At 61.7% G+C, this 12261-nt stretch carries 9 protein-coding genes; 2 read left to right on the forward strand and 7 right to left on the reverse strand.

Annotated elements, in window-relative coordinates; genetic code table 11:
* The 6 genes from KI617_RS15205 to KI617_RS15230 all read right to left on the reverse strand — a co-directional run bounded on the left by KI617_RS15205 (position 1) and on the right by KI617_RS15230 (position 6504).
* Entirely contained in the window at positions 1–1950 is a 1950-nt protein-coding gene (locus tag KI617_RS15205) for a type IV pili methyl-accepting chemotaxis transducer N-terminal domain-containing protein (RefSeq protein WP_226447668.1), read from the reverse strand.
* A gap of 141 nt (positions 1951–2091) precedes the next feature.
* Entirely contained in the window at positions 2092–2892 is an 801-nt protein-coding gene (locus tag KI617_RS15210; RefSeq protein ID WP_226447670.1) for an ABC transporter ATP-binding protein, read from the reverse strand.
* A gap of 12 nt (positions 2893–2904) precedes the next feature.
* A complete protein-coding gene (gene ntrB, locus KI617_RS15215) occupies positions 2905–3870 on the reverse strand; it encodes a nitrate ABC transporter permease (RefSeq protein ID WP_226447672.1) in 966 nt (321 codons plus the stop codon).
* A 107-nt stretch (positions 3871–3977) separates the two neighbouring features.
* Positions 3978–5243, reverse strand: a complete 1266-nt coding sequence (locus tag KI617_RS15220) for a CmpA/NrtA family ABC transporter substrate-binding protein (protein ID WP_226447674.1) — start codon at positions 5241–5243, stop codon at positions 3978–3980.
* 296 nt (positions 5244–5539) lie between these two features.
* Positions 5540–6115 (reverse strand): ANTAR domain-containing response regulator, encoded by a 576-nt coding sequence (locus KI617_RS15225; RefSeq protein WP_226447676.1) that lies wholly within the window; start codon positions 6113–6115, stop codon positions 5540–5542.
* A gap of 17 nt (positions 6116–6132) precedes the next feature.
* Positions 6133–6504, reverse strand: coding sequence for a sirohydrochlorin chelatase (locus KI617_RS15230; RefSeq protein ID WP_226447678.1), 372 nt, complete (start codon positions 6502–6504; stop codon positions 6133–6135).
* Positions 6505–6721: 217 nt separating this feature from the next.
* On the opposite strand from KI617_RS15230, the gene KI617_RS15235 reads away from it, so the two are divergent.
* Positions 6722–9625, forward strand: a complete 2904-nt coding sequence (locus tag KI617_RS15235; protein ID WP_226447679.1) for a response regulator — start codon at positions 6722–6724, stop codon at positions 9623–9625.
* Between the two features lie 109 nt (positions 9626–9734).
* Positions 9735–10226, forward strand: a complete 492-nt coding sequence (locus KI617_RS15240; protein WP_226447681.1) for a hypothetical protein — start codon at positions 9735–9737, stop codon at positions 10224–10226.
* 344 nt (positions 10227–10570) lie between these two features.
* Here KI617_RS15240 and KI617_RS15245 read toward each other — a convergent pair whose 3' ends face one another.
* Positions 10571–12259, reverse strand: a complete 1689-nt coding sequence (locus KI617_RS15245; protein ID WP_226447683.1) for a bifunctional protein-serine/threonine kinase/phosphatase — start codon at positions 12257–12259, stop codon at positions 10571–10573.
* Positions 12260–12261 lie beyond the last annotated feature (2 nt).

Raw genomic sequence — 12261 nt, forward strand, 5'->3', positions numbered from 1 at the left:
TCAGACGGTCTCCCTATTTTCTTTCGGCAGGTTGAGGGTGACACAAGCCCCCTCGCCCGGTTTGGATGTTATCCGACATTCGCCCCCGATGCGGTGTGCCCGTTCACGCATGATCTGCAGGCCGACGTGGCGGTCCGACTGGCAATTGGGGTCGTTCTGCGGATCGAAGCCGACCCCGTCATCCTGAATGGTGATCCGGCTCTGCGCCATGTCCTGATTGACCACCACCCGCACATGGCTTGCCTTGGCGTGCTTGCGGATATTGGACAGCGATTCCTGGACGATGTGCATGACCTGGATTTCGTCGGTCGGCGGCATCGGCACGGTCGGCCCAAGGCGGTCGAACTCGGTCTTGATGCCGGTCTGCCCCTCGAACTTTTCCAGCGCTGCATTGATGGCTGAATCGAGGTCGGATTGATGCACGCGGGTCCGAAAATGAACCAGCAGCTCGCGGACATCGTCATAACTTTCCTGCACGCCCTCGCGCAACTGGCCAGCCGTTTGCATGGCCTCCTCGGCTCTGCCCTTGCGCAGCGAATCCTGCAGCAGTTGCACCTGGATATTGAGAAAGGCCAGGCCCTGAGCAATCGAATCGTGCAATTCCTGCGCCAGCAGGTTGCGTTCTTCGGAAACCGCCAGTTCCTTCTCGCGGGATTTGAGGCGCTGATTCTCGATGGCCACGCCAAGGTGATGCCCCAGCGTTTCGAGCAGATGCATTTCCTGCTCTGACAAGGCCTGCGGCTGGCGGAAATAGAGGTTATAGACGCCCAGACGCTGCTTGTCGCACAGGATGCTGAAAGCCGTTGCGGTGGCGAAGCCTTCGCGGATACAGGTCCGTAGCCGCATGCTCTCGGGCGGATTGATCGTGGCAAAGGCGGCCGGCCGGGAGCTCTGGAAGACGTCCCCGCAGAGGCAATCGCCGCAATTGATCTCGCCCTCGTTGGCGACAAACTCATCAGACAGACCATCGTGGGTCATCAGGTACAGTTTTTCAGTCTGCGGCAGATACAGGCGCACGGCGCCGGCGTCCGCACCCAGCTTCGTCTTGATGCGGTCGAGAAAGTCCTCGCACAGGGCCTCCAGCGGCGCCGGCTCGCTCAGGAGTGAGGTCATCTCATAGAGAATCCCCAATTCCCGATTGCGCTGCGCCAGGCGGCGGGTTTCTGCTTCGACGCGGTGCTCCAGCGTGCCGTAGGCCGTCTCCAGATGCTCGGCCATCTGGTTGAAGCCTGCCGCCAGCCCGCCCAGTTCGTCGTCGCTGGCGACTGGCACACGCACCGTCAGATCGTTGCCGGTCATCCTTTGCATGCCGGCGTGCAAAACGCCCACCGGACGAATCACCAGGCGGCTGAAATAGCGGATCAGGAGCACCGTGCCCAGGATGGCCAGAAAGACCAGCGCCACCTGGACGCTGCGCAGCAGGTTGGTGTCGTAGGCGTAGCTGCGCTCCATGGCCAGCACCAGTTCGTTGATGTTGCTGACGAAGGGTTCGATCTCGGCAGCAAAGCCATCCGCCGCATTTTCCCGTTCGGCCCGAGCGCCGGCCAGATAGCGCGACACCAGGGGGCGAACCTTGGCCTGCCAGGCCTTGCCGACATCGGACAGGCGATCCTGAACTTCGTAATTGCGCGGCGGCGACAGGGGGCGTATCGGGTCACCCAGTTGCAAATCGCGCAGCACCTTGTCGAAGTGCTTGAGCTCTTCCTCCAGCGCGGCACCGACCGTCGGCTCCTGCGCCCTGGCTTCCAGCCCCCGGGCCATCAGGTGGCCGATGCGGTAAGTCCGCATGCGCTGGCTACCGGCGTCGTTGATCGCCGCAGCAACCCCTTCCAGCTGCCAGGAAATGAGCAGGGTCAGACCAATGGCCGAGGTCGCGACAAGGAAGAAGACGACCAGCATGCCAATGATTTTGTGCGAGAGTTTGCCGGAGAAGGCCAACATCCAGGTCATTCCATGACGAAACCTTGAACCTTAGCCGCGCCCCCCCGGAAATGCAAAGGACCTGCATCAAGAAAAATGCCCGCCAGATTGCGCTGGCGGGCAAAAATCGCTGACAGGAGGGCAGCGACGATGGTGGAGATTAGCGCGGGATCAGGCCGCTATCTTTTCGACATGCGCCTGCTTTTCGTAAAGGAATTCGAGCACCGCAGCGCGGTAATCGATATAGGCCGGATCATGGGCCAGCGTCAGGCGATCGCGCGGGCGCGGCAGATTGACCTGCAGCACTTCGCCGATGGTCGCCGCCGGGCCGTTGGTCATCATCACGATCTTGTCCGAGAGCAGCACGGCCTCGTCCACATCGTGGGTGACCATGACGGTCGTCGCCTTGGTCGCCTCGCAAATTTTCATCAGTTCGTCCTGCAGTTTGGCCCGGGTCAGGGCATCCAGCGCGCCGAAAGGCTCGTCCATCAGCAAGACCTTGGGCTGCATCGACAAGGCGCGGGCGATGCCGACGCGCTGCTTCATGCCGCCGGAGATTTCGTGCGGATACTTGGCGCTGGCGTGATCGAGTCCGACCAGGTTGATGGCGGCGGCGGTGCGCTCCTTCAATTTGGCCTTGCCCTCCTTCTCGCCAAACACGCGTTCGACGGCGAGATAGACGTTCTCGAAACAGGTCAGCCAGGGCAGCAGGCTGTGGTTCTGGAAAACCACCGCCCGTTCCGGACCTGGGCCGGCGATTTCACGACCGTCGCAGAGCAGCACGCCGGTGGTTGGCTTGGTCAGGCCGGCGATCAGGTTGAGCAAGGTCGATTTGCCGCAACCGGAGTGGCCGATCAGTGCGATGAACTCCCCCTGCTTGATGGTCAGGTCGATGTCGCGCAGGGCGACGAACTTGCCCTTCTTGGTGTCGAAGGTCTGGCCGACACGCTCGATTTGGACGAATTTTTCCATGATCTGCACTCCTTAAGACGATTCTTTGGTCAGCTTCTTGGCCAGCAGGATCAGCGCCTGTTCGAGTATCAGGCCGACGATGCCGATGACGAAGATGGCGATGATGATGTGCTCGACCTTCAGGTTGTTCCACTCATCCCACACCCAGAAGCCGATGCCGACGCCGCCGGTCAGCATTTCGGCGGCGACGATGACCAGCCATGCTGTGCCGATGGACAGGCGGATACCGGTCAGCATGTAGGGCAGTACGGCCGGGAAGAGGATCTTGGTGACCACTTTCCACTCGGACAGCGCCAGCACGCGGGCGACGTTCAGGTAATCCTGCGGTACGCGCTGCACGCCTTGGGCGGTGTTCATGATCATCGGCCAGATCGAGCAGATGAAGATGGTGTAGGTGGCGGCCGGATCGGCTTTCTTGAAGACCAGCAGACCGATCGGCAGCCAGGCCAGCGGCGAAACCGGACGCAGCAGGCTGATGATCGGGTTGATCATCGCCGACAGGAAGGCCGAGCGGCCGAGGATGAAGCCGAGCGGAATGCCGACCAGCGCTGCGAAACCAAAGCCGATACCGACGCGTTGCAGCGAGGACAGCACATTCCAGCCGATGCCCTGGTCGTTCGGGCCGTTGCGGTAGAACGGGTCGGCGAACAGCACGGTGGCGGCATCCCAGGTTTGCAGCGGGCCGGGAATGCTGCCCCCCTTCATGGTGGCGATGTACCAGATGCCGATCAGCACCACCATGCCCAACACCGGCGGCAGGATGGCGCGGCCAAGGTTGGCCAGTTTCTCGGCGAACGGCGTGCCTGGCTCGACAGCCGGCCGGCTTGCGGTTTTTTCCATTTTGATTTCCTTGGCGGGAGCAACAGCCGCTTCTACGACGGCGATTTCCTTAATTCCATCCCCCAAGGGGACTTCCTTATGGGCGCGGTCAACCGGAATTTTTGCCCCGAATTCAACATTCATCGTCAGTGCGCTCATGGTTCTCTCCTAAGCGTTGGGTAAACCGTCATTCCCGCAAAAGCGGGAATCCAGGATTAGGCATCTGGATTCCCGGTCAAGCCGGGAATGACGGCGCCGGGTTCGTCTCAAGCCTTTACCTTGAAACCATCGGCGTACTTGGCCGGATCCTTGCCGTCCCACACCACCCCGTCGATCAGCTTGTGGCTGCGCATGTCGCTCTTCGGCAGCGCAACGCCGGCGGCGGTCGCCCCCTGCTTGTAGATGTCGATGCGGTTCACCTGCTTGGCGACAGCCAGGTAGTCCGGGTGGCTCTTCAACAAGCCCCAGCGCTTGTGCTGGGTCAGGAACCACATGCCGTCGCTGAGGTAGGGGAAATTGACCGTGCCTTCGTTAAAGAACTTCATGCAGTTCTTGTCATCCCAGCTCTTGCCGAGACCATTCTGGTAGCGGCCGAGCATGCGGGCGACGATGACCTCGGTGTCAGTATTGACGTAAGACTTGCTGGCGATCGTTTCGGCCGTTTTCTGCTTGTTGGCGATGGAAGAATCGATCCACTTGCTGGCATCAAGGATGGCGGCAACCACGGCGCGGGCGGTGTTCGGGTTCTTCTGCACCCATTCGGCGGTGGTCCCGAGCACCTTTTCCGGATGATCGGTCCAGATGTCCTGCGTCGTCGTTGCCGTGAAGCCGATGTTGTCCATGATGGCGCGGTTGTTCCACGGCTCGCCGACGCAGAAGCCGTCCATGTTGCCGACGCGCATGTTGGCGACCATCTGCGGGGGCGGCACGGTGATGGTCTTGACGTCCTTCATCGGATTGATGCCCTGCGAGGCCAGCCAGTAGTAGAGCCACATGGCGTGCGTGCCGGTCGGGAAGGTCTGGGCAAAGGTGTATTCACGCTCCTTTTTGGCGACCAGCTTGGCCAGGCCGGCACCGTCGATGGCGCCCTTGTCCTTGAGCTGGTTCGACAGCGTGATAGCCTGACCATTGTGATTCAGGCTCATCAACACGTTCATGTCCTTCTTCGGCCCGCCGACGCCCAGCTGGACGCCGTAGATCAGGCCGTAGAGCACGTGGGCGGCGTCGAGTTCGCCGTTGACCAGCTTGTCGCGCACCGAAGCCCAGGAGGCTTCCTTGGTCGGGATGATCTTGATGCCGTACTTCTCATCGAACTTCATGACCGAGGCCATGACGACCGAAGCGCAGTCGGTGAGCGGGATGAAGCCGATACGGACTTCCTTCTTTTCGGGGGCGTCGGAACCAGCGGCCCAGGCACCGCTGCGAACGCCGGGGGGGACCATGGCCATCAGAGAGGCTCCCAAGGCTGTTGAAACAAATTCACGACGCGAAACGCTGGCTGCACGGGCGTCGACGGCTTTTTTATCTTCCATTGCTTGCTCCTTGATTATTAAAATCGAAAAACAAAATGGGCGTCGCATCCTCACCGCCAATCGGCAGCGCGGATGGACGCCCTTGTCCATGAATCGGCTTTCGCTCGACTCTCGCCCGGCCGCCTTTGACCGTGCGTTTTGAATGGACTATTGCAATGGCCGTGCCAGCACTAGTTATTTGGTACTAGTTATTAATAACTACTTTGTTTTCAATCACTTGGTTTGTCTTGCCTCAGGATTTTCACCCCGGAACGCATGCACTGTTGCGGTGCAGCAAGCCGATTTACCGCACAGCCTTAGAGCAGCACCCGCGCCATGTCGATGACGTCGCGCGCCACTTTGGCCATCGACTGGCCGCGTTCCATGGCCAGCTTGCGCATGGCGTGGTAAGCCGCATCCTCGTCGAGGCCGCGCGCCTTCATCAGCACGCCCTTGGCCTTGTCGACCAGTTTGCGGTCGGAGAGCTTCTTCGAAATCTCATCGAGTTCGCGGCGCAAGGCTTGGGTATCCTCGAAACGCGCCCGCGCCACCTCGACGATGGGCTTGATCCGCTTGGAATCGAGACCATCGACGATATAGGCCGACACCCCCGCCTTGACGGCATCGCGGATGGTTTCCTGGCCGTCTTCCTGGGTGAAGATCACCACCGGACGCGGCATGTCCTTGTTCATGGCCGCCAGGTTTTCGAGGGTATCGCGGCTCGGGCTGTCGGTATCGATCAGGATAACGTCGGGCTGCAGGCGCTCGACTTCAGCCGTCAGGTTTTCGGAGCCGGCCAGAATGGCAGCGACTTGATAACCGGCAAGCGCAAGCCCGGCGCAGATTTCGCCGGCACGGGAACGGGATTCATCAATAACGAGTACGGTAAGCATGGTTTCTATCTAGCAAGCTACAGGCCAGCCACCTCCAGCGCAGCCGTCGCCATGGCCTGAACCACCAGTTCATGCTCGCCGATGGCATTGCCCAACGAGAATTCCACCTGGGGGTACTTTGCCCGCAACGTCTCCATCATCTCCGGCGTTTCCTTCTTCAAATGACCGCCGCGCGCCACGAACATCGGCATCACGACAATCTTGTCGGCCCCCGCCTCGATCAGCTCGACGGCCCGCTCCGGTAGCGTCGGGGTCATGAATTCGAGAAAAGCCAGTTCGACCGGTACGGTCGTCATGCGCTGGCGGATAGCGGCCTGGACGCGGCGCATGGGATTGGCCCATTCCGGGTCGCGGGCGCCGTGGGCGAAGAGGATGAGAGCTGTAGTCATGGCAGATTTTCCGTTTCAAAGTCAGGCGGCCTGTGCGCTCGCCGGGAAGGCGGCGACATCTTAACCGCAGGCCGAAGCTTAGACGCGCAAAGCCAGGAAAAGCTCTCGCAAGATGCAAGGAAAATCCGCCGATTGGGTGGTGCACTTTGGACTGCCTTGGGCTAGGATGAAACAGCATCAAGCAACGCTTGAATAATGGAAATTACAGGGAAAAAAGATGCAGAAGTCATCAGATTGGCAATTGCATTTTTCGCGCTGGCTGCTCGTTCTGGCCTGCCTGCTCGGCATGACTTGCTCAGCCGCGCAGGCTGCTGACGCCGATGCATTCAAGACCGCCGGCCGGGTGTTGCATGTCGTCACCGACGACAATTATCCGCCTTACCTGTTCCGCAATTCGGCTGGCGAGCCCGAGGGCTATCTGGTCGACTACTGGCAGCTCTGGGAAAAGAAGAACGGCATCAAGGTCCGCCTGACCGCAACCAACTGGGCAGAGGCTCAGCAAATGGTCAAGGATGGCCGCGCCGATGTCATCGACATGATTTACCGGACGCCACCGCGCGAAGCGTTCTACGATTTTTCATCGCCCTACGCCAACCTCCCGGTGGTCATCTACAGCCATGCCACGATCACCGGCATCAGCGGCGTATCGACGCTGCACGGCTTTCTGGTCGGGGTCCAGGCGGGTGACGCGTGCATCGACAAACTGGCCGAAAAGGGCATCACCAATCTGCGCGTTTACCGGAATTACGCCGAGCTGATCGCCGCGGCCCAGCAGGCCGAGATCAAGGTGTTCTGCCTCGACGAACATCCGGCCAATTTCTATCTCTACAAGGCCGATGCCGAAAAAAGCTTCCTGAAAGCCTTCGAGCTCTATCAAGGCCAGTTCCATCGTGCGGTCAGCAAAGGCAAGCTCGAGACGCTGCAAGTTGTCGAACGGGGCATGCAGGCGATCAGCGCCGATGAAGAAGCCGCCCTGCACAAGAAATGGTTTGGCACGCCGCTCGATATCGGCGCCTACGGACGTTATCTCGGCTGGGGCGTTCTTGTCGCCCTGCTGCTGGGCACCGTGCTGCTGCTCTGGAACCTGACGCTGCGCCGACAAGTTGCCGCCAAGACCGAGACACTCAAGCAGACCTTGCAGAAGTTGCAGGAGGCCCACCAGGTCACGCAAAAAGCTCAGGAAAACCTGGCGGCCACCTTGCAGGCGATTCCCGACCTGCTCTTCGAACTGGATGCCGACGGCCGCTACATCGATATCTTTGCCAAGCAGGAAGCCCTGCTGGCCAGCCCGAAGGAAGACCTGATCGGCCAACGGGTCGATGACATACTGGCCGGCGACGCCGCGCCCATCGCCAAGGCGGCGATCAGCGGCGCCATCGAACATGGCAGCGATTACGGCCGGACGATCTGCCTGGAGATCGGCGACAAGAAACACTGGTTCGAACTCTCGGCGACGCGCAAGGCGCCGGAAGCGGATGGCAGTTGCCACGTCATGGTGCTGTCGCGCGACATCACCCAGCGCCGGGAAGCCGAGCAGGCTTTGCTCAAGGCCAAGGAAGAAAGCCTCCAGGCCGAGCGGGACAAGCATTTCCGCGCCATCTTCGATGCCGCACCGGTGGCGCTTTCCTTTGTTCGAGACAATGAAGTCACGCTGGTTAACCGGCGCTTCGTGGACCTGTTCGGCTATCAGGAAAGCGACATTTCCAGCCTCGATGCCTGGTGGCGCAACGCCTACCCCGACCCGACCTACCGCGCCTGGGTCCAGAACACCTGGCAATCCGCCCTCGAACGCGCCAGCCAGACCGATGGCAAGGTCGACAGCCTTGAATATCGCGTCACCTGCAAGGATGGCCGGGAGCTGACCCTGCTTATCGGCGGCCAGTTGCTCGACGATGGCCTGATCGTCACCCTCACCGACATTTCACCGCTGAAGGCGGCCGAAACCGCCATGAAGCAGGCCAAGGAATTGGCCGATGCGGCCAGTGCCGCCAAGAGCACCTTCCTGGCCAACATGAGCCATGAAATCCGGACGCCGATGAATGCCATTCTCGGCTACGCCCACCTGCTCGGCAAAACGCCGCTGCAGCCGGAACAGACCGAGCGCCTGGAAAAGATCGAGGAAGCCGGCAAGCATCTGCTCTCCATCATCAACGACATTCTCGACATTTCGAAGATCGAGGCCGGCAAGCTGGTGCTCGAACAAACGCCCTTCCCGCTCAGTGCCGTCATCGACCATGTCCGCTCGCTCGTTGCCGAAAGCGCCACGGCCAAGGGCCTGTCGATAAGCATCGACTACGACGACGTGCCGCCTATCCTGCATGGCGACCCGACCCGCCTGCGCCAGGCCCTGCTCAACTTTGCCAGCAATGCTGTCAAATTTACCGAGCACGGCGGCATCACGCTGCGCGCCCGGCTGCTCGAACGGCAGGGCGACGAATTGCTTGTGCGCTTCGAGGTCCAGGATACCGGCATCGGCATTCCGGCCGACAGCCGCGAGGGGCTGTTCCAGGCCTTCAAACAGGTGGACGCCTCGACCACGCGCAAGTACGGCGGCACCGGCCTCGGGCTGGCCATCACCCAGCGCCTCGCCCACTTGATGGGCGGCGAAACGGGGCTGGAAAGCCAGGTGGGCGTTGGCAGCACCTTCTGGTTCACAGCCCGCCTCGAAGCCGGCCAGACGACGATCGGCGACGAAACACCCGTGCTCTCGGCGCCGGAAAGATCGATCCGGCGCCACCACGCCGGCGCCCGAATCCTGCTCGTCGAAGACGATGCAATGAACCAGGAGATTGCCTGCGAACTGCTCAAGGAAACCGGCCTGCACGTCGACATCGCCGAAAATGGCCGGCAGGCCGTGACCAAGGCCGCCAGCACCAACTACGCGCTGATCCTGATGGACATGCAGATGCCGGAAATGGGCGGCATCGAGGCCACCACCATCATCCGCACCATACCTGACCGCGTCTGGACGCCGATTATCGCGATGACCGCCAATGCGTTCGACGAAGACCGCGAGCGCTGCATCAAAGCCGGCATGAGCGATTTCATCGCCAAGCCGGTCGATCCGGACATCCTCTTCCAAACCCTGGCCAAATGGCTGTCCGCCCCCAGGCACAGCTAGGGAGACACCGAAGTATTCGCCATCGCCACGGCCTCGACGTGCGCCGTCACGCCGGCATGCGTATCGAGTATGCTTTCCTTCGAACCTCAACTGCCGACATGCCTGTCCGATGCGCTTTACGCCACCTGTTTCCGTCGCCACGCTCACAAGCGAGAAGCTTCGCCACACGCCGGTCTGGCGTTATCTGCAGGATGACGAGTGCGACGACGGCCAGGACGAATCGTTCGTCACCCCGGCCGACGAAGCGCCCCCGATCGGGGCCCATGGCAGTTATGTCGTGTCCGCCACGTTCACGCTGCGCGGCGGCGAAAAACTGCCGGGCGCAGTGCAAGTCGACCAGTTGGGAACGAAACGGTATTTCACGCCCATCCTGATCCACGCCGCTGGCAAATGCCTGGACCCGCTCACGACAGACGTCGCGGCACGCCTTTCCCGGCTGAGAAAAACGCCAAGCGGCCCTCCTGTCCGATGGAGGCTAGACATCACCCTGCCCGGAGACAGCGCCCCGGCCAGCCGGCGAATATTCAAATCCAGAACGCTTCAAGCATTCAGCCTGCTGGCTCGGCTGGTTACGCTGTTTTTCACCCCGCGCGGCCGATAAAAATTCCGAGGCGACAATTGCCTGACGGCGCGCCCAATGCCGATCAGTTAACCGTCATTCCCGCAAAAGCGGGAATCCAGGAGTCACGCATTTACTGGGTTCCCGCTTTCGCGGGAACGACAAACCAAAGAGTCTTTTCCACTAAGGAGGGGCTGATTAATTCGTCATTCCCGGCAGCTTCGACACACCCGGGACTCCGCTTCGCGGCGGGCGAAGCGGGAATCCAGTCCGTTGATTTTTCTGGTTTCCCGCCTGCGTACCCCAAGGGTGCTTCTGCGCCGCGAAGCAAGTCCCCTGGCGGGACGGGGCGCGGGAATGACATTTCCGAATAAATCAGCGTTTCCCTAACGCAACAGCATCAGCAACAAAATCAGGTTGATAACAAGCGAGATGGCCGCCACGCCTTTCCAGAACTGCAGCGGATTGCGCTGGGCCAGCGGTTGCCGGCTGGGCGCGGCGAGTGGCCGGTTGGCGCCGCGTTCGAGCGCCAGCACGAATTCCTCGGCTGTTTCGAAGCGATCCTTGGCCTCCTTGGCGACCGCCTTGAGCAGGATGTTTTCGAGCCAGCCGGGGATTTCCGGGCGCCAGCGGGTCGGGCGAATCGGCTCGGCGAATTTTGGCGTCTGGAAGGGTTCGATTTCGCCGTAGGGGTATTTGCGCGTCAGCAGGTGGTAGAGCGTGACACCGGCGGCGTAGAGGTCGTGGCCGGGCTGCGGCTCGGGGCTGTCGAACAGTTCCGGCGCCATGTAGGACGGCGTGCCGGCCTGGCCGATCGGGTCGTCGGCCTTGCGCTCGGCCAGGCTGACGGCGACGCCGAGATCGAGAAGGCGCAGAACGCCATCCTGCCCGAGGTGGACGTTGTCGGTCTTGATATCGCGATGCACGATGTCGAGCCGGTGCAAGGCGCCAATCGCCCTGAGCAGCGCAATGCCCAGCCGCACCACCTCGCCGGCCGGGAAATGCTGGCCGGCATCGAGCCTGGCCTGCAGCGTCGCGCCGGCGTGCCAGGTCATCAGGTAATACAGGCAACTGCGCTGCTCGGCCGGCACGACCTGCGGGAAGAACGGCGAAACGACGCGCTTGGCCCGCCACTCCTCCATGAGCAGCGCGGCAGTGGCGCCCTGATCGCCTTCCATTGCCGGTTGCAGGGTTTTCAAAACCAGCAGCTGGCCGTTGCGCGGGTTGCGCACGCGATAGAGCAAGGTTTCACGCGAATCGTGCAGCACCGCCTCGACGATCAGGCCATCCAGCTCATGCCCCACTTTGAGGCGATGCGGCAAAGGCAGGCTGGCCGCGCTTTCCAGGCTGTCGCGCAGATTGGCCGGCGGCAGGGCCAGCACATCGACGACCACGGCGCTCGCGTTGTCATGGCCGCCGTGGGCCAGCGCCAGACTGCTCAAGGCCGCCGCCGCAGCCTGCGGTTCGGGGTGATCGAGCAGCACCTCGGCCATCAGCGCATCGGGCAGCACGCCCCAGACGCCATCGGAAACGAGCAGAAAACGGTCGTTCAGCACCAGTTCGCCGTCGGCGAAATCCAGCAGCACGCGCGGATCGAGGCCGATGGCGCGCGACAGCACGTTGTTCAGCTCCGGGTGCTCCCAGAGGTGATCCACCGTCATTTGCTGCAGGCGGCCTTCGCTCAGCCGGTAGATGCGGCTGTCGCCGATGTGGGCCGTGTAGAAACGCCGTCCGCGCAGAACCAGCACCGACAGCGTCGTCGCCATGCCGGACAGTTCGGCGTTGCGGCTGCCCTCGGCAATCACCCAGCGGTTGAGCGCTGTCGTCACCGTTTCGATGGCGCGCGGCACGCCCCAGGTATCCGGCGTTGCAAAATAATCGGAGAGCAGGCCGCGCACCGTGTATTCGGAAGCCTCGCGCCCGCCCTTGTGGCCGCCGATGCCGTCGGCCACGGCAGCAATGATCCCCTTGTTTTCGAGATCCTGACCTTCCGGCGTGGCGACGCCGCAAAAGTCCTCGTTCCGCTCGCGCGGGCCGGTCAGGGAGGAATAGCCGATGGCGACAGTCAGGGGCATGT

This window comes from Ferribacterium limneticum, assembly GCF_020510625.1.
Classification (GTDB): domain Bacteria; phylum Pseudomonadota; class Gammaproteobacteria; order Burkholderiales; family Rhodocyclaceae; genus Azonexus; species Azonexus limneticus_A.

Excerpts from the sequence above, each read along its gene's own strand:
- KI617_RS15220 (WP_226447674.1), bottom strand. The coding sequence starts at position 5,243 with ATGGAAGATAAAAAAGCCGTCGACGCCCGTGCAGCCAGCGTTTCGCGT.
- ntrB (WP_226447672.1), bottom strand. The coding sequence starts at position 3,870 with ATGAGCGCACTGACGATGAATGTTGAATTCGGGGCAAAAATTCCGGTT.
- KI617_RS15205 (WP_226447668.1), bottom strand. The coding sequence starts at position 1,950 with ATGACCTGGATGTTGGCCTTCTCCGGCAAACTCTCGCACAAAATCATT.
- KI617_RS15245 (WP_226447683.1), bottom strand. The coding sequence starts at position 12,259 with ATGCCCCTGACTGTCGCCATCGGCTATTCCTCCCTGACCGGCCCGCGC.
- KI617_RS15230 (WP_226447678.1), bottom strand. The coding sequence starts at position 6,504 with ATGACTACAGCTCTCATCCTCTTCGCCCACGGCGCCCGCGACCCGGAA.
- KI617_RS15235 (WP_226447679.1), top strand. The coding sequence starts at position 6,722 with ATGCAGAAGTCATCAGATTGGCAATTGCATTTTTCGCGCTGGCTGCTC.
- KI617_RS15225 (WP_226447676.1), bottom strand. The coding sequence starts at position 6,115 with ATGCTTACCGTACTCGTTATTGATGAATCCCGTTCCCGTGCCGGCGAA.
- KI617_RS15240 (WP_226447681.1), top strand. The coding sequence starts at position 9,735 with ATGCGCTTTACGCCACCTGTTTCCGTCGCCACGCTCACAAGCGAGAAG.
- KI617_RS15210 (WP_226447670.1), bottom strand. The coding sequence starts at position 2,892 with ATGGAAAAATTCGTCCAAATCGAGCGTGTCGGCCAGACCTTCGACACC.